The following is a 26,942-nucleotide window of genomic DNA, read 5'->3' on the forward strand; positions in this document are numbered from 1 at the left end:
GGTCAGTCTATGCAGCAGCAGTGGTCGGCAGTAGATAATTATATGATTTCTGAACTTATCCCCCAGGATGAGGTGCTGGAGAAAGTACTTGAAAACAACCAGCGCGCGGGCTTGCCCGAACACGATGTGGCCGCTAACCAGGGGCAACTGCTGGCCCTGTTTGTGCGCATGACGCAGGCCCGGCGCATACTGGAAATTGGCACGCTGGGGGCGTACAGCAGCATCTGGATGGCGCGCGCCCTGCCCGCTGACGGCAAGCTGACAACGCTGGAGGCCGACCCGACCCATGCCCGGATTGCCCGGCAAAACATCCACCTGGCCGGTCTGGACGATCGCATTGAGCTCATTGAAGGCCCGGCGTTACGGTCCCTGGAACATTTCGGCGACGTTGCGCCCTTCGACATGATCTTTATCGATGCCGATAAACCTAACAACCCCGGCTATCTGGAGTGGGCGTTGCACTACTCGCGCCCTGGCACGTTAATCGTCGGAGATAACGTGGTGCGCGACGGCGAAGTAATTAACCGCCAAAGCGACGACGCGCGCGTACAAGGTGTGAGGCGCTTTATCGAGATGATGGGCGATAACCCTCGCCTGAGCGCCACCGCGCTGCAAACCGTAGGGGTTAAAGGCTGGGATGGGTTTACGCTGGCGCTCGTGAACGGTTAATGAGGAGAGCCCCTTATGCAGAGCATTGAATCCCTGAGCGCGCCAGGCGGAGTCTGGATTAACCCGCCAGCTGATCACCACCTCGACGGTGAGACATTACGCCTGACCAGCGACGCCAATACCGACTTCTGGCAAGGGACCTGGTATGGCTTTCACCGACACAGCGGGCATGCGTTCGGCTTTTATCTGTCGGAGGATTTCACGGTTCAGGTCAAAATAGAGGGTGAATTTTCCCGGCTGTACGATCAGGCTGGGCTGTTCATCGGTGAAAGTGAAACCTGTTGGGTGAAAGCGGGCATTGAGTTTAATGACGCGCAACCGGCGATCGGCAGCGTCGTAACCCGCGGCAACTCTGACTGGTCGACGGGCCTCTTTCCAGGCGATCCAACGACATTCTGGATGCGCGCCACCGTACAGAATGAGGCCCTGCGCATTCAGTACTCTACCGATGGTCAAACCTGGCCGCTGCTGAGACTCTGCCCCTGGCCACGCGGTAGAAAACAGTTCGTCGGGGTAATGGCCTGCACCCCGGAAAGAGCGGGTCTGGAGGTGATGTTCAGCGATTTCATACTGGGCCCCCCTAACGGGAAAGCGCTTCACGATTTGACGTAGCAGCCCGCGAAGCGGATCGCGTTCAGGCAATGAGCCTGGGCGCCTGTCTGGACGAGGTGACGAAGTCCGGCGCGGAACGGTATCGACTCGCTGGCTGAGCATTTTTGCGCAGACCAAAAACCTGTCCCGAGCGAAGAATAATGAAAAAGATTGTGCTGGTTCTCTTTGTATTGGCCGCCTTTGCGGCCAACTCGGTGCTCTGTCGTATCGCCTTAAAACAGGGCTACGCCGACCCCGAAACCTTTAGCCTGCTGAGATTAATCGGGGGGGCAGCTGCGTTGTCTCTCTGGCATGGTGTTCTGGGAAGAGTCAAAGAGATCCGCTGGAACATCACCGACGCACTACTGCTGTGCGCCTACGTATTATTTTTCTCCATCGCCTATGTCCGGCTCAATACGGCCACCGGCGCGTTGCTGCTATTTGGCGCGGTGCAGGTCTGCATGATCGGCTGGAGCCTGTTAAAAGGGGAAAAACTAAGCCATTTCAAATCTGTCGGGATCGTGACTGCCATCGGCGGGCTTATTATGCTGCTGCTTCCTGGCGCCACCGCCCCTCCCCTTATTCCCGCCTTAACGATGGTCGTTTCAGGCATGGCCTGGGGGGCATACTCTGTGCGCGGGAAAAATATCACCTCTGCGGCCGGGAGTACGGCGGGCAATTTCATCCTCAGCGTGCCCATCGTTTTGATTCTGAGCCTGTTTCGACAGCAACCCGCTCATATCGAGAGCCACGGTGTTTTCCTTGCGCTGCTCTCAGGGGCCCTGGCGTCGGGTATCGCCTATGTACTCTGGTATCAGCTGGTGGCCCGCCTCTCTTCTGTCACCGCCAGCACCCTGCAGTTAAGCGTCCCATGCCTTGCGGCACTCGGCGGCGTGCTGTTTCTGGGGGAAGTGCCGGACGGGCGCCTCTTACTCTGCACCCTGATCGTGCTGGCAGGCATCGCCATGGTGATCGCGTCCGATCAAAAAACGCGTAGCAGCGTCGATTAACAAAAAAGGAGCCGCTATGTCAGCCGGGGATTTATCAAGGATGGGCAGCGCTGTTTAACGACCAAACCCCCCTCTTCCTGACTGGCTGGATAGCGTCGTTGAGATGCTCTGATAATGCAGCGCACAAGAAAGCGAAAAAGGGCGAAATGCCCTTTTTCGCTTCGCATGCTTAAGGTGTGATTTGCTCCATCGCCTGTAGGATACGCTTATCGGATATGGGATAAGGCGTGCCTAACTGCTGGGCGAAGAAGCTGACGCGTAGCTCTTCAATCATCCAGCGGATCGCCTGCACGTCTTCATCATCGCGGCGCGCTGGCGGCAGCTTGTTCAGCCACTGTTGCCACGCCTGCTGCACGCTCTCCACTTTCAGCATCTGGGCGCGATCCCGGTGCGGATCGACGGCCAGCTTCTCCAGGCGCTTTTCAATCGCATTGAGGTACCGCAGCGTGTCGCCCAGGCGCTTAAAGCCGTTGCCGGTAACGAAGCCACGATACACCAGCCCTGCCATTTGCGCTTTCACGTCAGACAAGCCCAGCGCCATGGTCATATCCACGCGGCCCTTCAGCCGTTTGTTGATATTAAAGACCGCGGTGAGGATCTGCTCGACCTGTTTCGCGATCTCTACCACGGTGTCGTTCAGCTCTGCGCGTACTTTTTCGTGCAATTTCGCAAAGCCCTCTTCGCTCCAGACCGGGCCGCCCGCTTCGTCGATAAGCTTATCCACACCACAGGCGATACAGTCATCAATCAGGTCCAGCACTTTGCCGTAGGGGTTGAAGTAGAGCCCCAGCTTGGCCTTGTTAGGCAATTTCTCGTGCAGGTACTTGATAGGCGACGGAATGTTCAGCAACAGCAAGCGACGCAGCCCGCGCCACATCTGCTGCTGCTGTTCCTGCGGATTATCAAACAGCTTGATGGCCACGCTGTCACGCTCATCCACCAGCGCCGGCCAGGCTTTTACCTTGTAGTTACCGCGTTTCTGCTCGTAGCTTTCCGGAAGCTGACCAAAGCTCCAGATATGCAGCCCGCTCTGCTCGATACCGTCGTCGGCCACAGCAGAGAGCGTCTCCTGGACCTTGCCTTTCAGCACCTCTTTCAGCGCCGTCAGGGAGCGACCTTCCTGCAGCTTTTTGTTTTTGTCGTCGACCACGCGGAAGCTGATTTTCAGGTGATCGGGCACCTGATCCCAGTTCCAGTCTTCCCGGTCGATGGTGGTACCGGTCATGCGGCGGAATTCACGCTCCATGGCATCCAGCAGAGGCAGCTCCAGCGGCGTGACGCGGCCTAAAAACGCCTCGGCGTAGTTTGGCGCAGGCACAAAATTACGCCGTACCGGTTTTGGCAGCGATTTAATCAAGGCAATCACCAGCTCGCGGCGCAGGCCAGGGATTTGCCACTCAAACCCGCTCTCTTCCACCTGGTTTAACAGCGGCAGCGGAATGTGGACGGTGACACCATCCGCATCCGTGCCCGGTTCGAACTGGTAGGTGAGACGCAGTTTGAGATTGCCCTGATGCCAGAAGTTCGGGTAATCGAGCTTGCTGACCGACTCCGCCCCCTCTTTGATCAACATGCTCTTCTCAAAGTTGAGCAGGTCCGGCGTCTCTTTACTCGCCTTCTTCCACCAGCTGTCGAAGTGGCGGGCAGAGATCACGTCGTGGCTGATGCGCTGGTCGTAAAACTCAAACAGCGCCTCGTCGTCCACCAGAATGTCGCGGCGACGCGATTTATGCTCCAGCTCTTCCACTTCGGCGCGCAGCTTCAGGTTCTCGCGGAAGAACGCATGGCGCGTCTGCCAGTCGCCTTCCACCAGCGCATGACGGATGAACAGCTCGCGGCTGAGGGCCGGGTCAATCTGGCTGTAGTTCACCTTACGTGCAGCGACAATCGGCAGGCCGTAGACGGTGACCTTTTCGGTTGCCATCACCGCCCCCTGCGCCCGCTCCCAGTGCGGCTCACTGTAGGAGCGTTTCAGCAGGTGCTGAGCGACTGGCTCAACCCATTCCGGGTCGATGCGTGCCGCGATGCGCCCCCACAGGCGGCTGGTTTCGACCAGTTCTGCCACCATGGTCCATTTCGGCGGTTTCTTGAATAAACCAGAACCCGGGAAGATGGAGAAACGCGCATTGCGTGCACCGGTAAATTCTTGCTTATCCGCATCCTTCATCCCGATGTGGGACAGTAGCCCGGTCAGCAGTGCAATGTGAATCTCACGGTACTCCGCCGGCTCGCTGTTCACCGGAATGCCCAGCTCTTTCACCACCTGACGCAGCTGGGTATAGATATCCTGCCACTCGCGCACGCGCAGATAGTTGAGGAAATCCACCCGGCACTGGCGACGGAACTGGTTCGAGGAGAGCGCTTTTTGCTGCTCACCCAGGTAGTTCCACAGGTTCACGAAGGCGAGGAAATCGGACTCTTTATCGTGGAAGCGGCGATGTTTTTCGTCGGACGCCTGCTGCTTATCCATTGGGCGTTCGCGCGGATCCTGAATCGACAGCGCCGAGGTAATAATCATTGCCTCACGCACGCAGCCATGTTTTTGCGCTTCCAGCACCATACGCGCCAGACGCGGGTCGACCGGCAGTTGGCTGAGCTGGCGGCCCAGCGGCGTCAGTTTATAAGCGGTTGCCTGCTCATCGGTGGTAATGGCGCCGAGCTCTTCCAGCAGGCGCACGCCATCCTGGATGTTGCGTTTATCCGGCGCTTCAACGAACGGAAACGCGGCGATATCGCCCAGCCCCAGCGCGGTCATCTGCAGAATAACGGACGCCAGGTTGGTGCGCAGAATTTCCGGGTCGGTAAACTCCGGGCGCGAGAGGAAATCGTCTTCCGAATAGAGACGAATACAGATCCCTTCCGACACACGGCCGCAGCGGCCCTTACGCTGGTTGGCCGACGCCTGGGAGACCGGCTCAATCGGCAGACGCTGCACTTTGGTGCGGTAGCTGTAGCGGCTGATGCGCGCCGTACCCGGATCGATAACGTATTTAATGCCCGGCACGGTGAGCGAGGTTTCCGCCACGTTGGTAGCCAGCACGATGCGGCGCCCACTGTGCGACTGAAACACGCGGTTTTGCTCGCTGTTCGACAGGCGGGCATACAGGGGCAGAATCTCGGTATGGCGCAGGTCGCGCTTGCTCAGCGCATCGGCGGTGTCGCGGATTTCGCGCTCGCCGCTCATAAAGATCAGGATATCGCCCGCGCTTTCGTTACCCAGTTCGTCAACGGCGTCGAAAATCGCCTGCAGCTGGTCGCGTTCGGTATCGTCTGCCTCTTCAACAATGGGGCGATAGCGTACTTCGACCGGATAAGTGCGGCCCGACACTTCGATGATGGGCGCGTTGTTAAAATGCTTTGAGAAGCGCTCCGGGTCGATGGTCGCGGAGGTAATAATGATTTTGAGATCCGGACGACGCGGCAGCAGCTCTTTCAGGTAGCCGAGCAGGAAGTCAATGTTCAGGCTACGCTCGTGGGCTTCATCGATAATGATGGTGTCGTACTGCATCAGCAGGCGATCCTGCTGGATCTCCGCCAGCAGGATACCGTCGGTCATCAGCTTGACCATGGTGTTATCGCTGACGTGATCGCTAAAGCGCACCTTATAACCGATGCAGCCGCCGGGCTCCGTTTGCAGCTCTTCGGCAATACGGTTCGCCACGGTACGTGCCGCCAGACGGCGCGGCTGGGTGTGGCCTATCAGCCCTTTTACCCCGCGCCCCAGCTCCATGCAGATTTTCGGCAACTGGGTGGTTTTACCGGAGCCCGTCTCCCCCGCCACGATCACCACCTGGTGGTCGCGTACGGCCTCGAGAATGTCCTGTTTCTTCTGGCTGACCGGCAGATTTTCCGGGTAGGTGATGGTCGGGCGCGCGGCTTCGCGCAGCACGACCTTCCCGGCCGCCTGTTCAATCTCTTTCGCCATCTCCTGATAGATGGCCTGTTGTGCATCAGGATTTTTAACCTTTTTCACACCGTGCAGGCGTCGCGCAAAGCGCTGCTTGTCGCGCAACGTTAAAGCGTCGAGCTGCTGCTGGAGCATCGGGAAGGTCAATTTCTGTTGTTCTGTCATAGCGTTAAGGGGCAGTGCACTGCCGGATAAAATCTCATTTTAATGATTGTTATAGAGTACCACACCGAGGCATTACGCGCCTTATTCAAAAAATTCGAACATAGGCTTCGATATATTGCGCTATCCCTATGGCAGGATTGTGAATAGAGTGTCATCAAGCAACGGGGTTACCCCCCTTCAATCAAACAAAAACAGGAATCACCCATGAGTAAAGTATTAGTTTTGAAATCCAGTATTCTGGCAGGGTACTCTCAGTCTGGTCAGCTTTCTGATTACTTCGTTGAACAGTGGCGTGAACAGCACACCGCTGACGAAATCACCGTGCGTGACCTGGCTGCAAACCCGATTCCTGTGCTGGATGGCGAACTGGTGGGCGCACTTCGTCCGAGCGATGCCCCTCTGACGCCACGTCAGCAGGAAGCGCTGGCGCTGTCTGATGAACTGATTGCTGAACTGCAGGCCCACGATGTTATCGTGATTAACGCCCCAATGTATAACTTCAACATCCCAACCCAGCTGAAGAACTACTTCGATCTGGTGGCGCGTGCTGGCGTAACCTTCCGTTATACCGAGAGCGGCCCGGAAGGTCTGGTGAAAGGTAAACGTGCGATCGTGCTGACCAGCCGCGGCGGTATTCACAAAGATACCCCAACCGACCTGGTTGCTCCGTACCTGACCGTGTTCCTGGGCTTTATCGGTATCACCGACGTGAACTTCGTGTTCGCTGAAGGTATCGCTTACGGTCCGGAAGTGGCGACCAAAGCGCAGAATGACGCAAAAGCGGCAATCGACGGCTTTGTCGCAGCCTAAGTTTCTCCCCTCTCACCGCCCGGTGGGAGGGTTTTATTTTCTGCCTGATTTACTTCAGACCCTCTGATAACCACGCGATAACAAAGCACACTAGCGCCACAAGCGAGACGACGACGGGCCATGTCATAAAAGCATGCACTGTCATCTCTTCTTCTTTTTTAATATCCGCCAGACGGGCAAGCGCCCTCTTCTCATCCCGCGCATTGACCTCTTCAAACAGTTTTTGATATCCCTGCTGCTTTAATTGCGTCGCGCCCTGAAGATCGCTTTTTGGCAATGCTTTAACGGTATTCCCTTTTCTGAAAAAGAAAAACTCAGGCATCTCTGTTCCTTTATTGCAAAGCTGCGTGACCTTCAACATTACGGGGGGCGGCGTACTATTTCCATCATTTTCAGGCGAGCAACAGCTACCGCTGCCCTGGTAGGTTTCAGAACACAATTTGAACTGAGGCCTTCCGTCAGTTAACAACACGCACGACAGCCCGATTCCTGAGCCGCTTGTAGAGCTAATAAGGCGGCAAGTTGAGTGACGATTTTGCTTTAGCCGTTCCGTTATAACGAACATGGAACCTTATCAGGGTCCGCATAATGTAATTGAATAATGTCAGCTTAGAGTGAAACACCCACGTTATGTGTATAAATGAAAAAAATCTGTTTTCCCCTTCAAGCTCTGTTAACTTGAATGAATATGAAAACACACTCCGCTCTATTCAATTCAATTATTATCACCTGTCTGACTCAGGTGGGATAACGTTCGCCATTTTCCCGCCGGTAAGGCGGGCCTTACCGGAAATTAACCAGTGAGGTAAACAATGGACACCGCTACAGTAACCCCATCAGAACAACCTACTTTGCATCTGTTATGTGGAAAAATTGCATCAGGTAAATCCACACTGTCAGCAAAGCTGGGAGCATCACCCGGCACCGTCGTTGTCAGTGAGGATCATTGGCTGGCTGCCCTCTTTGCTAAAGAAATGCACTCCATATCTGATTATGTCCAGTATTCCTCAAGGCTGAAAAATGCTATGAAGCCTCATCTGGTATCACTTCTCAAAGCAGGGTTATCGGTTGTTCTGGATTTTCCGGCAAACACACAGGCAAATCGTGAATGGATGATGCACATCATTAAGGAGTCAGGTGCCAGGCATAAGCTGCACTATCTGAACGTATCAGATGAGGTATGTAAATCCCGCTTACGCGTGCGTAATACGGAAGGTGGGCATGAATTTTCGGCTACAGATCAACAATTTGAAACTATAACGCGTTATTTTTCAGAGCCAACGGCAGATGAAGGTTTTGATATTGTTGAATATAACTAAATTTACCTTTCAACTAATAAGCCGCCGACTGGCGGCTTATTAGTTTTCCCTCTTTTTAGATCACATACGGTATTAAAACGAACTTAACTTCCGGTCTGTGATACTGCATCCTCGGGATCGCCCAATGTGGAGGCAAAAGCCAGGATAAGCTCATTCACCTTTTCAGGCCGTTCTTGCTGTATCCAGTGCCCCGCGCCTTCAATGATGACCGAATCACGCAGGCGCGGAACGAGCCCTGGCATATCGGCGATGATTTGATCCATACCGGGCATCGCAAGCCCGACATCGCGAGACCCAACGGCAAACAGCGCTGGTATTTCGATTCGCATACCTTGCAGACTGGCCTGAAGTTGCCAGTTGCGATCCAAATTTCGGTAATAATTCAGGCCGCCACGAAAACCACTGCGTGTAAATGAGGTGACGTACGACTGAAAATCACTTGTCGAGAGCCATTCGGGCAGACTGCCTGGCTCGGGAAGGTCTTCCAGCATTCCATGCGCAGGCGTGATCATGCCAAAAGGATTTGGGGTGCCGTCTCCCGGCAGGCGTTCACCTGCCTCCCCTGACGCAGCATGGTATATCTTGCGCAACGACGTCGTCACGTCTTGTTCTAACTCCTCCTCAGCGACCCCTGGCTCCTGAAAATACAGCGTATAGAACAGCGCGTCGGCCGTGCGTGGAAAAATCTGCGTTGGGGGCATGGGCGGGCGCGCCATCATCGGCACCCCAAATGCGACAACGCCACTGACGCGATCCGGCCGCATGAGTGCTATCTGCCATGCGATGGTAGCGCCCCAATCGCTACCGACAATAACGGCACGTTTAATCGAGAGCGCATCCATTAAGCCAATCAGGTCACCCACAATATGAAACAATGTGTACTCGTCCGTCGCGAGATGCGTGGATGAATCACCGTAACCACGCATGTCAGGCGCAATGGCGCGGTAGCCTGCCGCTGCCATTGCTGGGATCTGGTTATGCCATGAATGCGACGTCTCTGGAAAACCATGACAAAACAGTACAACCGACCCTTCACCTGCTTCGAGATACGAAAGTGTTATTCCGTTCACATTGACTGATTTGCGCTGCATGACATTCTCCCGAGTTAATAACGTGTTCAGGGGCATTGTAGGCGTACAAGTAGCATACACGTGGTATTACAGATTCCGCCAATGCACGAAGCAGACCGTTTGAAGAGACGGGGGGACTGCTAAAAGCGAAACGCGGACATTCAGGTTTTTATCTGCCCACGTTCAGCCACCCTGGGCCATCGTATCCATGGTCAGGTAGCCGTTTGTCAGTCCCTGCGAAAACGCGGCCGTCGCCGACGAACAAAACAAAACTCATGAAACGCAGGATAACAATATCTCTGATACGAAATGTATTCATTTATATGACAATGATATATTTGAGGGATCCGGTTCCCTATTGCGGTCAGCCCGATTTCATAAGCCCAAGTCTGACCAAAAACTCGCCTTAAGGCACTCCAACCATTCAGCTCAATAATATCAACTGTAGCAAACCACCCAGCGGTAAGTAAAAGAAGAATGTGAATCCATTGTTTCTGTCAAGTATTTAATCCACACCATAAAGATAACAAAGCGGTTAAAAGTGATGATAATCCCTTAAACCCAGCTGCTGCCACAACAAGAAACAGGACAACCCAAATCATATATCATACCCAAAAGAAGTGTCATTTCGAGACAAAGCTACGCATCGGTTAAGATGTTTAAGCCAGAAGTTGAGTTGTAAACAAAGCATAATGAAATAATATCTTTTACTGGAACTTCAAAAATATCATCTTAGCATTACTCAATGTCTGTTTTATATTCATTTAGCATGGTTTGTATCTTTTGCAAACCTGGTAAGTTACCCTCCTGATAATATTGTTCATTAACCAGTTGAGCTTGCTCAATGTTCGTTAATGCCCTGTAAACCTGATGCGCCACACTGTGGGTGTCGAAAATATCCCTGGAACGTGTATCGTTTAAGAAATCGTGTTTTAGCTGCGTAGTCAATTTTTCCATCCTGGAAAAATTAGATGTGTAAATAGCGTGTGCTCTGATTTTGTCGAAGGACGCATCACTATCAGGCTGAACCGCAGGGATTTGCATTTGATTAAGGCTTGAGACAATACCAGGTGTCGCATTCCCACATCCGGATAATACAAATGATATAATTAGAGAAGAAAAGATATTTTTTTGTTTCATGGAAAAATACTTAATGATTATTAGACTGGTCGTGTTCACCACGCGGATATAAACCATGACGAACAGTAAATTAACTCACGGAAACATTGATCTCTTTCCCAGAGAGGCAGCTATCTCATAACCGATGGCATCGAGAAGCTCAAAACGCTTACGATATTCCGACCTCTTTTTACTGGGAACATCTTCTATCCTTTTTCTCTTAATGACTGGAGGAAGCTGATAATAGTTATCAGGCGTACGTAGTCCTCCTGATGCTTCCCACAGTTCATCGTAATTGGAGAAAATTTGTTTTTTTCTGTTTGTATAACGCAGCGACTGATAGACATGGTTTTTATTAGCCACAGCATATACACGTCTTACGTTCATCAAATGCCCCAGGAAAAGTACCGCATCGGTGAGGATTCGCTTTGGGAACAGACCATGCAGCTGTTTTGTCGCATACTGAATAGAATCAAGCGCATCATCAGTATTAGGCCCCTGGACCCCACCGATGATAAAGCAGTCTTCCTCGAAGCGCTGGCAAACCGTAAATGTCATTTCGGATAACATATTGCCCAGTGAATCAGTAAGGATCACACTCATCTCTCCTTCTTGATCCAGTTTGTGCGTCGATTTAAGGCTTAACCGATAAAGACTTCCATCCTTACCAGTAAGATAAGCGAGCTTCAGGCCGGATGGACTCAGGTGAGTAAGAAAATCTTCTTTACTCAGGAATGCGGTGATCTTGTTATAATGCACATTAAGGGCATCAACGTTCTCACGCCTGCTCAACCTGATACTAAGATAGGGTCGGTGTATACGACAGGGAATTCTTGGCTGGCAATACAGAAGAGCTTCATAATACGGATGTGCAGTCAGCATTTTTAATAAGCGATATGTCAATACTGGCATTACCAGCGCCCTGAGACAGAACTTTTTACGGAAATTTGCGCGATTCCATAGCTCATGAGGAACATAATTACCCAGAGAAAGCGCGAAATAAAGCCCCAATGGTGAGGACGGTATTTTACTCAGTGCCCTTTCGTTACTTATCTGAGCCATTTAAACTCCCTACGTATAACATCATTTAATGTCGATAGTATCGCCCTCAGTCATTACCCCGAAAAAAATTTCGGTGCATGAGGTTTGTCCATCATGCTCCCCCGGTATCAATATTGAATCAATATCATGTCAATTTATTGTCAAGACAGGGAAGAAATGACTTTAACCTCATATTTCTCGAAAACTTATAGGTACATGAACAATTTTTTGACAAAAACTTGATTTTTCCAGGCTATTTAATCCTCAGTTTAATAGAGGGTAAGGGTTATGCGGAATCTAAAGCGTAGATTGTTTGGTTGGTCTGTTAGTAATAGCGAAACCTATAGGGAATGCTATCAATTACATGGTGGTAGTATTAACACACATCCTGATGTTATTAACTTTATTTCGACTCAAACAGGTGCCGATGTAAAATATTATGAGAACTCTCGAAATGGGGTTTTATACGGTGCGCTTGGTTTGAAGATAAACAAAAAATATCCGCTTTCATATGATGAAGTGCTATTGCCGACACGTGATGATAAAAGGCTCTTTATCCCAGAGAGGACAAACAGACTTTCCCCACTGCACAGGACCAACACATTCAATAGTAATTTCATTATCGCCAGAAAAAATGAGATATGTATTGTGAAAGATACTTTCTCCGTCAAAACAGAGAAAAACAGGAGGCATGAATTTAACCGATTCATTAAAGCCGGAGGAAGTTATGTGGATCAAGTGAACTTGAGTGCTGAAGAATTAAGTAATATCTACATTACTCTCTTTAAAGCCAGATTCGGTGAGAGCGTACCATGCTATAGCTTTGACCGTATTTTTAGCTTTATCAATCATCTACGTAAGATGATTTTTGGCTACGTTCTCTATATAAACAACACTCCATGCGCCATCGATCTAATCCTGTTCAATGAGTGCAATAATTTCATCTATTTTGACGTCCCCAATGGTGGAGTTGACCCTCATCACTCAGTATGGAGTCCGGGCAGTGTTCTTATGTGGCTCAATATAAAAAAAGCACGTGAATTATGTGAAGAAAAAGAGAAGATTATGCGTTTTTCAATCGGAGCATTACGTCCGCGATGGAAGTATAAGCTCAGATGGGCAGATCCATTTAAAACCGGAAAACCTTTCATCTAAGGTCATCAGTTCACAGCCAATTTTAAGAGATTTGATTAAGCACTGTGACCCGCACACAGTGCTTAACCAGTCCGAAAAAATGCGGCTTTTAATCGCAACGATTTTTCAAACCAGTAAACGGGGAAGAATTACCGTAAAACTCAGCCCAGTGTCGAAATTTTTGTTAACTTCTATCGTTCCGTCATGCGCGTGACATATAGCCCGCGCGATTGATAACCCAAGGCCAGAGCCGCCCGAATGCCTCGACCTGGACTGTTCTTCCCGAATGAAGGGTGAAAAAATGTCCTTTAGAAACTCGTCTCGTACGCCGGGTCCTTTATCTATAAAGCTGATGCAAATATTCTGCCGACTGAGATTAAAAGATATTTCAAGAACACCTCCTTCTGCAGCATAACGTATAGCATTATCAATAAGAATAAGAAAAACCTGGCCTATACGATAAGGGTCTACCAGGGCGGTCACTGATTCAGATGAAGTCTGAACAATATTAATTCCGGCCTTTTTCGCGTTAAGGTATGTCCAGGCAATTTTCTCCTTAATAATTACCCCAAGATCAGTTGGCACCTTCATCAGATTTAATTGGCCGGCCTCGGCAAGTTTAAGCATATGCAGATCGTTAATAAGCCGATTTAGATCTTCCATTTGTCGCATTATCATGCTGAGCTGGTTCTGATTCGGTTCAAAGACACCGTCTAAAATCCCCTGTAATCTGCCAATTGCTGCGGTCAGCGGCGACCTGAGTTCGTGGGCGAGTATAACATGTGATTTTCGCATCTCACTTTCATATTTCGACAACTGTTGGGACATTACATTAAAATTTTTGCTTAAACTCTTCAGTTCAGACGGAAAATTTTGCGGTACTGGTACTTGTGTGCCGAACCCACCTTCGGAAACGGAGCGAGCCGCCCTGGTAATAAAACTTATATGCTGCGAAATGGGCCTCACCGTTCTCAGGGTAAGAAAAAGTATAATAGGTATAAATATTAGAACAAGGACCGCAACGATAAACCAGTCAGCTAAACCCATAGTCGGATCTGAATATGACAGTCCATACCACGTATCTATAATTTCATGATATCGCATCAGGTTTTTTTCAGGATTTTCAATTAACACTGATAACTCATTGCGAACAGATTCTGGCATTTTATATTCATGCCATAAATTTTCAGCGTAAAATCTTAGCCACATAAAAAAACAGATTAAGATAATACTGCCAACTGCAAGTGAAATGAGCCTGATGCAAATCCACCGCCAAAGAGATTCGGAAGCCGGAAGACTGGCGTTTTTATTTGAATTCATACGTTGGCGAACCTGTAACCGATGCCTCTGACATTTATTAATATACCGTCCTGCCCAAGCGACTCGAGTTTCTTTCTCAGGTTATAGATATGCGTATCCACAACACGTTCCAGGGCGTCGCTTTCAGGCAGACATGCTTCCAGCAGTGCCTGTCGAGAGAAAGCTTTTGTCGGTGATTTTAGGAACGTTATCAGTAAGGTTAATTCAGTAGGCGTAAGATCAAGTGTTTCACGGCTACCCGCTGGCGTTTTAACCGTGACCTGCATCGACTCGGTATCGGCGATAATCCCATTATATTCAAGTAGAACAATATTATGACTACTGTTAGAACGTCTGAGTACCGCGTGTACGCGCGCAACGACTTCAGCGGGGTTATAGGGTTTAACAATGTAATCATCAGCACCGAAACGTAGTGCACTGATTTTATCACTGCCATCACCAATCGCCGTGATCATGATAACAGGAGTGTCGCTGCGCCGGCGCAAGGCAAGAAGAACATCAGTACCGTTCATTAAGGGAAGCATAACATCCAGGAGAATAATGTCCGGTTTCCAGCTGGATGCAAGATCCAGCCCCCTTTTGCCGTCTGACGCTATAGAGGTATGAAACTGATCTCGCTTGAGATATGCCTCAAGAACATTGGCGGCATCCAGATCATCTTCAATAATTAATACACGTTTCATTTTTGCGCCTTGACAGAATCTTGACGGATTCTTGTGAATAAATTGATGCAATGAATTCAAACTCAGAGCCTATGCTATGTGTAGTATTTTCTGGGATGATTATGAATAAATCAAGTCTGTGTCTTTTACCGTTGATTGTTGCACCATTATTCGCAATGGCGTCCTTGAAGCCTGCTGAATCAGAGTATGTTATAGGCCTGGCTGGACAGTATGCGCCTGAGTACGCTGGTTCGGATAAATATGACGCTGATATGGCGCCTTATTTTTCGTGGCGCAACCAAACATTTCAAATTGATGTTGTAAATGGTATCAGTTATAGCAAAGAATTCAACGATGGTATCTACCTCGGGCAAACTCTTGGTTATTCCCTTGGGCGTTCTGATGATAATGAAACCTGGCTTCAGGATGGCTCCCGGAAATTAAAGGGGATGGGTAAAATAAAGATGGCCATGACGTCAACTTCAAAAGTGGGTTGGTGGATGGCGCACTGGATAGGGTTTGAGGGTGATGTAATAGCACCTCTTACCGATAGTCAGGGGATGCAGTATAATTTAAAACTGAATCTCATTATGTTCGAAGGTCACAATGATACGGTGACCTTCAATGTGGAAAGAAATTACGGTGACGCCCGGTATAATAACACCTGGTATGGCGTTAATGAAAGTCAAAGCGTCCAGTCTGGCTACAAACAATACAAATCTGGTTCTGGATTAAATAACACTAACTACGGAATTAACTGGCAACATTCTTTTTCGGACGCGTGGACTGGTTATGCTGACCTCAACTATACCGTTCTGGCAGACAGAATAAGCAAAAGTCCAATTGTAGATAAGGATAATTTTTTCACCTTCACGATAGGCGCATTCTATAGTTTCTAATCACATGGATATATCTGACGGTATCGACCGTCAGATATATCCTTAGTGCTCAGAAATATTATTTTATACCGTTTTGATGTCAGGGTTTATTCTTTGTTGAGTAAATTATGGATAAGAAAGTTAAGATCCTCGCGGGCCTGAATTCTGAGTTCTTGAGTGGGACTCACAGTGAGGATATCCGCATAACCGTTTACAGCGCCTCCAATCAAACGGGCTACGCGAGCAGTATCGATATCATGAAACATGCCCTGGATGACTCCAGCCCTGATGAAACTTTCTATCAATTCAGCCCACTCATTCATAATATGGGTTGCCAAAGAAGAATACGTTTCTTCATGTGCCGCAGCTATCCAGACGCTGTTATACAACTGCCATTCATCATCAATTTTGTCAGGCAAGTGTTGTTCAATATAGAACTGCAAGGCTTCTATTGGACTTTTGCCTATAGCTTCATTACTGAAATTTTCGATATCCCTTCGCATAAACAGCGCGATTGCTTCATGACGAAGAGTGTGCCAGTCAGCAAAATAATGATAGATATGGCTACGGGAAATACCCATATGATCAGTCAGATCTCTTGTCTTGACATTATTGAACCCTCTAGCGAGGAAGAGCGAGATTGCACTCTCCAGTATCTTTAAACGCGTGCCTTCAACTGGCGCAGCTTTCATATTTGCCCTGCCTTGACTTTGAGCAACCGCTCAAATAGACTAAAAATCAACCTTGAGCAAATGCTCAAGCTCCTGAGATAAAGTTAAACATGCAATTTATTAGATTACCAGAACCGGCTACCAGAAACCGTGGCGCATATCAGACGCTTAGCCTGCTTGGTCGCCTTCATTTCAAAAAACTGGCTTTTACTTTCTTGCTGGTTGCTGTAGAGAACGCTATCTACCTTCTTTATCCCCTGCTAGCTGGTATTGCTATCAATGCAATTGTGAATGGAGAAGCGCTGCATGCACTGTTTTACGGGGCGATAGTTTTTTTGATGTGGACAGTAGGTGCGGCACGTCGGAGTGTAGATACTCGCGTTTTTACACGCATTTACGCACAGCTCGCAGTACCGGTGATATTGGCGCAGCGCGAAAAAAAAGAAGAGGCTTCGGTGATTGCCGCTCGCGTTATGTTGTCCCGTGAATTTGTCGATTTTTTTGAGTTACATCTGCCGGTACTGATCACTTCAGCGGCTTCAATCGTCGGAGCAGCTTTCATGCTTATGATGATCCAGTTCTGGTCAGGGATAGGATGTATCGCCGTGCTTATTGTTTTCGCCTGCTTTTTGCCCGGTTTTTCCCGGAAAAACGAGTCTCTTTTTTTCCGTCTGAATAACCGCCTCGAGAAAGAAATTACTATTGTCAGCCACGCCAGAAGTGCGGCATTGCTCAAACATTATGGCGTTCTCGCAGCATTACGTGTGCGTCTGTCAGATCGTGAAGCCTGCGGTTACCTGATAATAGGTTTAGCCGTCTCACTCCTGTTCGGAACGACGATATTCTTTATGGCCAAGAACGGTGTTCAAGATGCTGGTCATATCTATGCAGTTATGACCTATTTATGGATGTTTGCCATGAGCCTGGATGATGGCCCTCAACTGCTGGAAAAGTATTCGCAGCTCAAAGATATCGGTTCGCGCGTATCTACCTCATGAACCTTACAACGTCTGGGCTGAACAATCTCCCAACATGACTACCCGTTCTTAATTTACCCGACATCGGATTTATTCAATATGCCTCAGTTTTTTATCGACAGGCCTGTTTTCGCCTGGGTTATTGCTCTATTTATTGTGCTGGGCGGTCTGATAGCTATCCCGCAACTTCCGGTCGCTCAGTATCCTTCTGTTGCGCCGCCGAGTGTAAGTATCTCGGTCAGCTATCCTGGCGCTACACCGGAGACAATGAATGAATCCGTCATTTCGTTGATAGAGCGAGAGATATCGAGTGTCGATGATCTTCTTTATTTCGAATCGTCGAGTGACACTTCGGGAACAGCCAGTATCACCATCACCTTCAGACCCGGCACAGATATCAAACTGGCACAGGTTGACGTTCAGAATAAAATCAAAGTGGTTGAATCACGTCTGCCGCAGACTGTCAGGCAAAATGGCCTTGATGTTGAAGCCGCCAGCTCAGGATTCTTGATGATAGTGGGATTGCGCTCGCCCGGTGGTCAGTATACCGATCAGGATCTGAGTGATTACTTTGCCCGTAACGTTTCAGAAGAACTACGACGCGTTCCGGGGGTTGGAAAAGTACAGCTTTTTGGTGCTGAAAAAGCGATGAGAATATGGCTTGATCCCGTCAAACTGTATAACTACAAGCTGTCAGTAACGGACGTTGTTAACGCACTAAGCCAGCAGAATGCCCAGGTTTCTCCGGGTAGAATTGGCGACGAGCCAACTCGTAAGGGACAGAGTGTAACCTACCCCCTGATCGTTCGGGGGCAGTTAAACTCACTGGAAGAATTTCGCAATATAACGCTGAAAGCGCAGACAGACGGTTCACGCGTTAAGCTCGCCGATGTTGCGCGGATTGAGCAAGGTTTACAAAGTTATGCGTTTGCCATTCGTGAAAATGGTCAACCTGCTACCGCAGCGGCAATTCAGCTTGAGCCTGGGGCTAATGCAGTCAGCACTGCAGAAGGGATACGCGCAAGGCTAGACGAGTTATCAACAGTCTTGCCGGAAGGTATGGCTTTCTCAGTCCCGTTCGATACAGCCCCCTTTGTGAAACTATCCATTGAGAAAGTACTCCATACCTTTATCGAAGCGATGATACTGGTCTTTCTGGTCATGTATCTGTTCTTGCAGAATCTTCGCTATACCTTCATTCCTGCTATTGTGGCCCCTGTAGCACTGCTGGGTACATTTACGGTCATGCTCATCAGCGGCTTTTCAGTCAACGTTTTGACAATGTTTGGCATGGTGCTTGCCATAGGAATCATCGTTGATGACGCGATTGTGGTGGTGGAAAACGTTGAACGCCTGATGGCTGAAAAAAGGCTTTCGCCGAAAGATGCAACCCGGGAAGCCATGCGAGAAATTACACCCGCTATTATCGGTATTACGCTGGTATTAACAGCTGTATTCATACCGATGGGATTCGCGAGTGGCTCCGTAGGCGTTATTTACCGGCAATTTACTCTCTCAATGGCGGTATCAATATTATTCTCAGCGTTCCTGGCCCTCACACTGACGCCAGCGTTATGTGCTTCCATGCTCAAGCCTGTAACGCAGCACGAAAACTCTAAGGCAGGTTTTTTTGGGTGGTTCAACAACAAATTTAACAGATTGTCCACTGGGTATGAAAAAGGGTTGAGATACACACTTCGTCGTGGAGTCCGCGTCCTGATTATCTATGCAGCCCTTTGTGGAGCCATATTTCTTGCTTACCGCGCTTTGCCATCTTCTTTTCTGCCTGATGAGGATCAGGGCTACTTTATGACTTCAATACAGTTGCCCTCAGAAGCGACGCAGGAGCGTACCCGGGATGTTGTTAGTCGGCTTGAAAGCGTCATTGCCGGCAGACCTTCTGTTAACAGCAACATTTCGATTTTTGGCTTTGGTTTTTCCGGTTCAGGACCTAACACTGCCATGGCGTTCACGACCCTGAAAGACTGGGGGGAGAGGAATGGCGCCACGGCATCGGGTGAAGCTGACTTTGTTCAGGCTGAAATGGAGGGAATTCCTGAGGCGAACGTGATGAGTCTGATGCCTCCTGCTATCTCAGATATGGGCACCTCATCCGGTTTCACCTTATATCTGGAAGATCGCGCAGGGCGCGATTACGCATCTTTACTTCAGGCTGCATCGGAGCTAACTGACCTCGCCAACGCCAGTGAAATTGTAAGTGATGTCTATATTGATGGACTACCTGCAGGCGTCAGTGCCGATCTCAGTATAGACAGAGAGAAAGCACAGGCTATGGGCGTCACTTTTGAGGAAATAAATCAGACGCTATCAGCAGCGACGGGCTCCAATTACGTGAATGATTACGTAGACAAAGGCAGGGTCCAGCAGGTGATCGTGCAGGCTGATATCCCCTTTCGTATGCAGCTCAGCGATCTGATGAAGCTGTATGTCAAAAACGCTGAAGGGGGTATGGTTCCCCTCTCCGAATTTGTCTCTGCAAGCTGGACACAAGCTCCCCAACAATTGATCCGCTATCAGGGTTACCCGGCTATCAAAATAACGGGAAGTACAGCGCCTGGGTATTCGAGTGGCGCGGCAATGGATGAAATGGAGCAGTTAGCATCCCAGTTGCCGTCCGGGTATCTTGCTGAATGGACAGGTTCATCTTTACAGGAAAGAGACACTGCAGCTCAGATGCCCATGCTGATGACCCTGTCGGTCCTGGTTGTATTTCTGGTTCTGGCTGCACTTTATGAGAGCTGGACGGTTCCGTTGTCGGTAATGCTGGTTGTACCGCTGGGTATTGCAGGGGGACTTCTGGCCGTATATATCGCCGGGATGCCAAATGATGTTTTCTTCAAAGTAGGGCTGATAACGTTAATTGGTCTGTCGACTAAGAATGCGATTCTGATTGTTGAGTTTGCTCGTCAGCTTTATGCCCAGGGCGCAACATTACTTGAAGCCACAGCCGAAGCTGCGCGTTTACGCCTCAGGCCAATTATCATGACTTCTCTTGCTTTTACGCTGGGGGTAGTTCCGCTGATGCTTGCTTCCGGCGCGAGTGAAGGTACTCAAAATGCAATAGGAACAGGCGTTTTTGGCGGGATGATAAGCGGGACTTTACTGGCTATTTACTTCGTTCCTGTATTTTACGTGACGATCGTATCACTTGTGAAAAGAGCTTCCAGGGATAATTGAAATTCTATTTTTGAGACCCTGAACTCCAGGGCCTTAATATAGACAATAAAATTCACCCTGGATTCTCAACACACACATAATTCAACTATCAAAAGCTTAACCAAAGGAGATTAAATGCAGCTAAATTTTGTGGAAATTAAAGCAGAGAGTGATTTCAAATATTATGAATCCTTTGCGGTCAACATCATGGATCCGGAAGATTTTGTTTCTGCTGATGAACTGAGAGAAATGATTGCCAACGAAGAAGGTAAAGCCTGGTTTGTGCATGTAGCAGCGTTTTCTGAGCCTGTAGCGTGGTGCTCGATATCCTATAACACCATAAGCGAAATTCCCGGTTCGGTGCATGTTTTAGGAATAGGTGTTTCAGCAAATCACGCTCATCAAGGCATCGGGAAAAGAGTCCTGAACTGGTTAATTGAAAACAATACAACCCATGTTTTAACCGCTGCAATTAAGCCTGAAAATTATTCTTCCAGCAGGCTTTTTAAATCAGCAGGTTTTACCAATTTTGGCAAGCAAAGGGCGATACCATGGGATATTTGGGTGAAAGATTAACTAACATCACTTTGATTTTATTATAGTTAATCTACATCGTTACATTGGGGATGAATTGCGCTCCTGCATGCGCAATCACTCCATTCGGGAGACGGGATATCGTATTTATGATTCGTGATATATTTTTTTACCCCCCTACCTAACTTTACTTCAATAGTTTAGCCATAAATTCAAAAAACATTGGCAGATCACGGGTGAAAGAGAAGGACGCATTTATAGCCTTGCGTGTAATTAAACCGTCAATAAATGCAAAAAGTATAATCGTGATTTCCTCAAGATTAATATCCCGACGAAATTCTCCCGCCGCAATACCTTCCGCGATGATTCCTGCAATACTTTGCCGCATGATGATGTCACTGGATATATACGTTTTTTGTAATTCCGGGTTCCGCGCAGACTCCGCCATGATTTCAATCCATAGTTTATGCGTAACTGGGTACCCTACATCACTTATACACGAAGTAACCTGCGTGCAAAGGCGGTCGAAGTAAGTACCGTTACACGACGCATTATGGGCGGTCAACGCTGAATTTTGCTCTTCCAGAACGATTGCCTTAATGAGTTCATCCTTACTTTTGAAATATGTGTACATCGCTCCCTGACTGATCCCTGCCCGGGAAGAAATTTCACGTACGCTCGTCGCACTAAAGCCTTTCTCTGCGAAGCAGGCAGCCGCTGCGGCAATTAACTTATGGTAGGTTTCTGTTTTCTTTAACATATTGACTATTAGATTTAATCCGGTAACAAGCCATTAGCGCGCTTTTATTCCTGGAGCCAATGTTGAACTCTGGCTCCAGAATCGGATATTACCTTATAAGCGGCAACTCACTGAGCATATTCTTTAGGTTCAACATATCCCAGGGTAGATGCTCTGCAATAGTAAGGCCGACAGGTTGCGCTTTTGAAGATGCCTGAGCGATCAAGTTGAGTACATCCTGAATAGTCAGTTTACCTTCTGCCACGTCGCCAAAATCGTGCTCTCCCCTGCCAGGTTTGGCGAAAAGAACAGAACGGAAAAGTAATGGATCGAGAACGTCCAGATCCAGGTGTATCGCCAGATACTCAATACTTTCCCTTTCAATCCACTGCAAAACATCTTTGCCATCATTTTTGACTTGTTCGGGACTGATAGTCGCAATGTTATGACGATTAAGGTATTCAGCTTCATAGGTCAGTGGATCGTGAATACCTGCAATCATTACTTTCGAGGGATGAAGCCTGGTGGCTACGTGAGCCACTAAATCTTTATCACCCGTTCCAATTAGCGCACCCAGAACATGGGCGTGGGCGTTCGCATATTGCTTTGCAGTCTGCACGTCAGGGTGTGAGTCAATCCAGAGCACACCCAGTTTATCACCGTATTTATTGAGCAGGTGTGAAAAAGGAGCCAGCGATACCAGGCAATCACCACCAAAAACGACAATTGCATCGGGATTATGTTTCTCAATCAGATTGGCAGCATCGTTGAGCTGCCTGATAATTTGCGGTTTAGCGGTAATGCCATCCACATCAGTTTGTGGCTCCGTTGTGGGCTCAACCACCGGAACAGATTCAACAGGCCCGTCTGATTCGGGGGAAAGATACGAGAGAAGTTGTGAGCCAAGATGATAGGGTGGATTATTGCCACCTTGCCATTGAGGGAATAGAAGTCTGAGCGTTTTACTGGTCATAATGTGTCTCTGCATGCCTTGTCAACGGACTGATTAGAGTAAAGTTACGACTCAAAATGAATGATCGTTCATTCATTTTTACGCAATCCTTGTTCACTCGCAAGTCGCGCAGCACATTCAGTTAATTAAAAGAAAAGCCATTTCGCAGACTAATTTCAACCAATGCCGACCTCTGGCACAAAGCGGAAATCGAGAGCAAGCGAAGACACCCCTACAACTCAAGGCAAGCAGTGCACAGCCCCTCCCGCTTGCGCCATGGCTGCTCTCTCGTGCCGTTCATCTATACTGACTATTGCAGCGATCATTGGCCTACCCGTGCTCAACAGAAAACGCTTAAATCAGGTGATCGTATCGATGCGTTAATTAAACAGCGGGTCCCTGGTCTACACACTCATCAGGCTTAAAATTGCAAAGCGTCTATTTCTCCGGGAGATAATTAATGAAAGTCACTGAGTTTGTCTATTCTGCCTTAATCGGCATTGTTGCCAGCTGCCGTTCCATGACGCCGATGGCATCCATCGCTGCAGCACGCATTGTCGGGCGCAACACGTCGGGCCGTCTTTTACTGCTGGATCGTCCGCTATTCAAATTCGGCGCGTTAGCGATGGGTATAGGTGAACTCTTTGGCGACAAGATGAAGTCAGCGCCAGACCGCACTGTGTTTTTGGGTTTGTCAGCACGCGTAGCGAGTGCCGGGATTGCAGGCGCCGCATTGGCACCCCGCGGAAAAGAGAAAACCGGCGCAGCCGTCGCGATTTCTGCCGCTGTGCCACTCGCCTATGCCACACTTGCGGCGCGTAAAAAGGCCATCGCCGGGATAGGTCAGACCAGAAGCGGTCTGATTGAAGATACGCTCATCGTTGCTCTCGGAGCCGCGGTGGTCTTCCTGGCAACGCGCCCAAATCGCCATTAAACACCCTCCTGCTTCAAAAGATGTTATCGGCAAGCCATCATGAAGCTGTCGGTTATCGCTTCTGGCAAAAGCGGACGATGACGTAAGCCATCTATGCTCATCAATTTTGCGGCGGAGCAGACTATAACGCGACGCCACACAACAATAGCACCTGCCGGGTAGGTGCTTTGGTCTTAATAAAATGAATCAAACTCTGCCGAGCAGAATATTTAACATGCGGCGCAAAGGTTCGGCCGCGCCCCACAAGAGCTGATCACCTACCGTGAAAACCGAATAAATCGGGTCATTGTTCAGCGACATTTTCTTGTAACGGCCAATGCCCACCTGGAGCGAACCGCTGATATAGGCAGGAGTCAATTTGCTGACACTCTTTTCCTTGTTATTAGGCACATAGTTAACCCAGGGATGAGCATGCGCCACTAAATCTGCAAATTCCGCTTCGCTAACTTCTCGCTTGAGCTTCAGGGTTATGGCAGCACTGTGGCAGCGGATCACGCCGACCCGTATACACAAACCGTTTACCGGGATCGTTCCGGGACACAGGCCAAGGATTTTGTTCGTTTCTGCCTCACCCTTCCACTCTTCACGGCTGTTGCCATCGCCTAAATCGCTATCAATCCATGGAATGATGCTACCCATTAGAGGCGCGCCGAAGTTCTGAGTCGGCATTTCAGCGCTATTAATCAGTTCACTGACCTTATTAACTAACGGAAGTACTGAACCTGACGATGCCAGTTCATCGGCGGACAAATGGCTGCTTATATAGGCGCATTGCGTGATTAATTCCCGTACATACTGAGCACCGGCACCCGATGCGGACTGATAGGTCATCACGCTCATCCATTCAATGAGATCTGCCTTTATCAGCCCGGCGAGCCCCATCAGACTAAGCGTGATCGAACAATTGCCACCGACAAAGAGCTTGATACCTTCTTTGACGGCACGATCGATATGGGTGCGATTCACGGGATCGAGAATAATGCAGGCTCTTTCATCCATCCGCAGCGCTGAGGCCGCATCAATCCAGTAGCCCTCCCAACCATGAGCCATCAAGGCCTGGTAAACCGCTTTAGTATAATCGCCGCCCTGACACGTTATGATGATGTCCATTTCCGCAAGCGCATCAATGGAGTACGCATCTTTAAGCGTATAGCTTATGCCATCAATGACAGGTCCCGCAGCCCCTACGCTGGAGGTACTGTAAAAATGCGCAGAAATGTCCTTAAAATCATTTTCTTCCAGCATCCGCTGCAGCAAAACAGAACCGACCATTCCTCGCCAACCCACAATGCCAACTTGCTTCATATGCTTAACCTCAACAACGTTATGAGAATGTTAATTATTTTCGAAGCTCGTTATATCTCATCCCTAAATAAAGGTCATTACGAAGTGCATGGGATTAGGTGATTATTAAAATGTTTCATAAGGCATCAGCTTTCTTTATCCCTCCCACAGATAAAACGCCTTATTAACTCTATGATATTGATGAGAATTATGTTAGGGCCGTCTTAAAAATAGATGCAATTAAAGGAGAGAATACGCATTACGAACATTGAAGAAGAGGCTCCCCTATGTCCGCTTTTGGCACGCAGCGGAGATCAGGGTATGTAACCCAGGAATACGCCCCGGCTTTGAAAGCCTGGGAATTGATAGCGTTTCAACGGGTATGGAAATCATCGACACCCTGGCGAGCGTAAACCCTGCCGGGGTGCCGAATCTTGCAGTAACAGGAAGATGTGTCTCATCGTCTGGTCGGTAATAAAAGAACCATGACCGGATCAATAAGTCAGATTCAGGGACCTGAATCGTCTCTGTTTGAAGATTAACGCACCATACACGGGCGTTTGTTATTAAACGTCCAGTCGGGGATCAGAAACTGCATACCCATAGCGTCATTCCGCGCACCGAGACCGTGTTTTTGATAGAGCTCATTGGCTTTGATTACCTGATCCATATCCAGCTCAATCCCCAGGCCCGGGGCTGTGGGCACTTGTACCATGCCCCCTTTAATTTCAAACGGCTCTTTGGTCAGGCGCTGGTTGCCTTCCTGCCAGATCCAGTGTGTATCAATGGCCGTAATGTTTCCCGGTGCGGCGGCGGCCACGTGGGTGAACATGGCAAGCGAGATATCAAAGTGGTTGTTAGAGTGCGAGCCCCAGGTAAGACCGAAGTCATGACACATCTGCGCCACGCGCACCGAGCCCTGCATAGTCCAGAAGTGCGGATCCGCCAGCGGTATATCTACGGATTGCAGCGAAAGGGTATGGCCCATCTGACGCCAGTCGGTGGCGATCATATTGGTCGCGGTTTGCAGGCCGGTGGCACGTCGAAACTCCGCCATGACTTCACGCCCGGAATAGCCCTGCTCTGCGCCACACGGATCTTCCGCATAGGCCAGGGTGTCTTTCAGGTATTTACCAATGCTAATAGCTTCATCCAGTGACCATGCGCCGTTCGGATCCAGCGTCACGCGGGCCTGTGGGAAGCGTTTTGCCAACGCCACAATTGTCTCTGCTTCTTCTTCACCTGCAAGGACACCCCCTTTGAGCTTAAAATCGTTGAAGCCGTATTTTTCATACGCTGCTTCCGCCAGTCGTACAACCGTTTGTGGCGTCATGGCTTCATCGTGGCGTAACCTGTACCAATCGCAAGCATCGTCTGGCTGACTCTGATAAGGCAGCGGCGTACGCTTGCGATCGCCAACAAAGAAAAGATACCCCAGTATTTCCACTTCGTTGCGCTGCTGACCCTCACCTAACAGCGACGCGACGTTAACCCCCAGGTGTTGGCCTAACAAATCCAGCAATGCCGCCTCCATCGCCGTAACAACATGGATAGCGGTGCGCAGGTCAAAGGTCTGCAAACCACGGCCATCTGCATCAAGGCCAGAAAAATGACTGCGCGCGGCCTTCAGCACATTTTTATATTCACCTATGCTCTTGCCTATCACCAGCGTAGCCGCCTCTTCCAGGGTCTGACGGATCTTTTGGCCACCCGGAACTTCGCCCACGCCAGCATGACCTGAGTTATCTTTAATAATGACGATGTTCCGCGTGAAGAATGGCGCATGAGCGCCACTCAGATTCATCAGCATACTGTCATAGCCCGCTACGGGGATGACTTTCATTTCGGTCACTACAGGCGTTGAATTAAAGATATTCATAATAATTTCCTTTCGGGTACAGACTAAACCGCGCTTAATATGCGATCGATGTCAGCATTGAAATTATTCTGCGCTATTATCGGTAGCGCAGCGAGGGGCC

At 49.2% G+C, this 26,942-nt stretch carries 23 protein-coding genes; 11 read left to right on the plus strand and 12 right to left on the minus strand.

What is annotated here, in order from left to right:
- The first annotated feature begins 9 nt into the window (after positions 1 to 9).
- From B2Q93_RS03210 to B2Q93_RS03220, 3 genes are all read left to right on the plus strand, one after another.
- Positions 10 to 669 carry an O-methyltransferase gene (locus B2Q93_RS03210; protein ID WP_286931789.1) on the plus strand — a complete coding sequence of 220 codons (660 nt, stop codon included), beginning with the start codon at positions 10 to 12 and terminating at the stop codon, positions 667 to 669.
- 15 nt (positions 670 to 684) lie between these two features.
- Positions 685 to 1,281: a DUF1349 domain-containing protein gene (locus B2Q93_RS03215; protein WP_286931790.1), complete on the plus strand. Its 597-nt coding sequence runs from the start codon at positions 685 to 687 to the stop codon at positions 1,279 to 1,281.
- 140 nt (positions 1,282 to 1,421) lie between these two features.
- A complete protein-coding gene (locus B2Q93_RS03220; RefSeq protein ID WP_286931791.1) occupies positions 1,422 to 2,270 on the plus strand; it encodes a DMT family transporter in 849 nt (282 codons plus the stop codon).
- Between the two features lie 169 nt (positions 2,271 to 2,439).
- Here B2Q93_RS03220 and hrpA read toward each other — a convergent pair whose 3' ends face one another.
- Positions 2,440 to 6,342, minus strand: a complete 3,903-nt coding sequence (gene hrpA / locus B2Q93_RS03225) for an ATP-dependent RNA helicase HrpA (protein WP_212475864.1) — start codon at positions 6,340 to 6,342, stop codon at positions 2,440 to 2,442.
- A gap of 204 nt (positions 6,343 to 6,546) precedes the next feature.
- Here hrpA and azoR point away from each other — a divergent pair, with 204 nt between their 5' ends.
- Positions 6,547 to 7,152 carry an FMN-dependent NADH-azoreductase gene (azoR, locus tag B2Q93_RS03230; RefSeq protein ID WP_040075472.1) on the plus strand — a complete coding sequence of 202 codons (606 nt, stop codon included), beginning with the start codon at positions 6,547 to 6,549 and terminating at the stop codon, positions 7,150 to 7,152.
- 49 nt (positions 7,153 to 7,201) lie between these two features.
- Here azoR and B2Q93_RS03235 read toward each other — a convergent pair whose 3' ends face one another.
- Positions 7,202 to 7,474: a hypothetical protein gene (locus tag B2Q93_RS03235; protein ID WP_040075470.1), complete on the minus strand. Its 273-nt coding sequence runs from the start codon at positions 7,472 to 7,474 to the stop codon at positions 7,202 to 7,204.
- A gap of 490 nt (positions 7,475 to 7,964) precedes the next feature.
- Here B2Q93_RS03235 and B2Q93_RS03240 point away from each other — a divergent pair, with 490 nt between their 5' ends.
- Complete coding sequence (locus B2Q93_RS03240) at positions 7,965 to 8,471, plus strand: AAA family ATPase (protein ID WP_212475862.1); 507 nt, start codon at positions 7,965 to 7,967, stop codon at positions 8,469 to 8,471.
- 83 nt (positions 8,472 to 8,554) lie between these two features.
- Here the strand turns inward: B2Q93_RS03240 and B2Q93_RS03245 are convergent, their stop codons facing one another.
- The 3 genes from B2Q93_RS03245 to B2Q93_RS03255 form a co-directional block, all read right to left on the minus strand.
- Positions 8,555 to 9,562, minus strand: a complete 1,008-nt coding sequence (locus tag B2Q93_RS03245; protein WP_286931792.1) for an alpha/beta fold hydrolase — start codon at positions 9,560 to 9,562, stop codon at positions 8,555 to 8,557.
- 717 nt (positions 9,563 to 10,279) lie between these two features.
- Entirely contained in the window at positions 10,280 to 10,681 is a 402-nt protein-coding gene (locus tag B2Q93_RS03250) for a hypothetical protein (RefSeq protein ID WP_286931793.1), read from the minus strand.
- Positions 10,682 to 10,756: 75 nt separating this feature from the next.
- Entirely contained in the window at positions 10,757 to 11,722 is a 966-nt protein-coding gene (locus B2Q93_RS03255) for a VirK/YbjX family protein (RefSeq protein WP_286931794.1), read from the minus strand.
- Positions 11,723 to 11,989: 267 nt separating this feature from the next.
- On the opposite strand from B2Q93_RS03255, the gene B2Q93_RS03260 reads away from it, so the two are divergent.
- Positions 11,990 to 12,856: a hypothetical protein gene (locus B2Q93_RS03260; RefSeq protein WP_286931795.1), complete on the plus strand. Its 867-nt coding sequence runs from the start codon at positions 11,990 to 11,992 to the stop codon at positions 12,854 to 12,856.
- A gap of 105 nt (positions 12,857 to 12,961) precedes the next feature.
- Here B2Q93_RS03260 and B2Q93_RS03265 read toward each other — a convergent pair whose 3' ends face one another.
- Both B2Q93_RS03265 and B2Q93_RS03270 read right to left on the minus strand, forming a co-directional pair.
- Complete coding sequence (locus B2Q93_RS03265) at positions 12,962 to 14,155, minus strand: sensor histidine kinase (protein WP_046885310.1); 1,194 nt, start codon at positions 14,153 to 14,155, stop codon at positions 12,962 to 12,964.
- Positions 14,152 to 14,838: a response regulator gene (locus B2Q93_RS03270; protein ID WP_046885309.1), complete on the minus strand. Its 687-nt coding sequence runs from the start codon at positions 14,836 to 14,838 to the stop codon at positions 14,152 to 14,154. Before B2Q93_RS03270 ends, B2Q93_RS03265 begins: the two co-directional genes overlap by 4 nt.
- 101 nt (positions 14,839 to 14,939) lie before the next feature.
- Between B2Q93_RS03270 and B2Q93_RS03275 the strand changes: the two genes are divergently transcribed.
- Positions 14,940 to 15,716 (plus strand): MipA/OmpV family protein, encoded by a 777-nt coding sequence (locus B2Q93_RS03275; protein WP_286931796.1) that lies wholly within the window; start codon positions 14,940 to 14,942, stop codon positions 15,714 to 15,716.
- Between the two features lie 86 nt (positions 15,717 to 15,802).
- On the opposite strand, the gene B2Q93_RS03280 is transcribed toward B2Q93_RS03275, so the two are convergent.
- Positions 15,803 to 16,387, minus strand: coding sequence for a TetR/AcrR family transcriptional regulator (locus B2Q93_RS03280; protein ID WP_046885307.1), 585 nt, complete (start codon positions 16,385 to 16,387; stop codon positions 15,803 to 15,805).
- 89 nt (positions 16,388 to 16,476) lie between these two features.
- On the opposite strand from B2Q93_RS03280, the gene B2Q93_RS03285 reads away from it, so the two are divergent.
- From B2Q93_RS03285 to B2Q93_RS03295, 3 genes are all read left to right on the plus strand, one after another.
- Positions 16,477 to 17,364: an ABC transporter six-transmembrane domain-containing protein gene (locus tag B2Q93_RS03285; protein WP_286931797.1), complete on the plus strand. Its 888-nt coding sequence runs from the start codon at positions 16,477 to 16,479 to the stop codon at positions 17,362 to 17,364.
- Between the two features lie 78 nt (positions 17,365 to 17,442).
- Positions 17,443 to 20,541 carry an efflux RND transporter permease subunit gene (locus B2Q93_RS03290; RefSeq protein ID WP_286931798.1) on the plus strand — a complete coding sequence of 1,033 codons (3,099 nt, stop codon included), beginning with the start codon at positions 17,443 to 17,445 and terminating at the stop codon, positions 20,539 to 20,541.
- Between the two features lie 114 nt (positions 20,542 to 20,655).
- Positions 20,656 to 21,096, plus strand: coding sequence for a GNAT family N-acetyltransferase (locus tag B2Q93_RS03295; RefSeq protein WP_286931799.1), 441 nt, complete (start codon positions 20,656 to 20,658; stop codon positions 21,094 to 21,096).
- 145 nt (positions 21,097 to 21,241) lie between these two features.
- On the opposite strand, the gene B2Q93_RS03300 is transcribed toward B2Q93_RS03295, so the two are convergent.
- A complete protein-coding gene (locus tag B2Q93_RS03300) occupies positions 21,242 to 21,814 on the minus strand; it encodes a TetR/AcrR family transcriptional regulator (protein WP_286931800.1) in 573 nt (190 codons plus the stop codon).
- 88 nt (positions 21,815 to 21,902) lie between these two features.
- The gene (locus tag B2Q93_RS03305; protein WP_286931801.1) at positions 21,903 to 22,766 is read right to left on the minus strand and encodes an arginase family protein; all 864 of its coding nucleotides are present in this window, start codon (positions 22,764 to 22,766) and stop codon (positions 21,903 to 21,905) included.
- 439 nt (positions 22,767 to 23,205) lie between these two features.
- Here B2Q93_RS03305 and B2Q93_RS03310 point away from each other — a divergent pair, with 439 nt between their 5' ends.
- Positions 23,206 to 23,679, plus strand: a complete 474-nt coding sequence (locus B2Q93_RS03310; protein WP_286931802.1) for a hypothetical protein — start codon at positions 23,206 to 23,208, stop codon at positions 23,677 to 23,679.
- Between the two features lie 186 nt (positions 23,680 to 23,865).
- Here the strand turns inward: B2Q93_RS03310 and asd are convergent, their stop codons facing one another.
- Together asd and gudD are read right to left on the minus strand one after the other, a co-directional pair.
- Positions 23,866 to 24,984: an aspartate-semialdehyde dehydrogenase gene (gene asd, locus B2Q93_RS03315; RefSeq protein ID WP_286931803.1), complete on the minus strand. Its 1,119-nt coding sequence runs from the start codon at positions 24,982 to 24,984 to the stop codon at positions 23,866 to 23,868.
- Between the two features lie 517 nt (positions 24,985 to 25,501).
- A complete protein-coding gene (gene gudD / locus B2Q93_RS03320) occupies positions 25,502 to 26,842 on the minus strand; it encodes a glucarate dehydratase (RefSeq protein WP_286931804.1) in 1,341 nt (446 codons plus the stop codon).
- Positions 26,843 to 26,942: the final 100 nt, after the last annotated feature.

This window comes from Leclercia sp. UBA5958 (assembly GCF_002430365.1).
In the GTDB taxonomy this organism is placed as follows: domain Bacteria; phylum Pseudomonadota; class Gammaproteobacteria; order Enterobacterales; family Enterobacteriaceae; genus Enterobacter; species Enterobacter pneumoniae.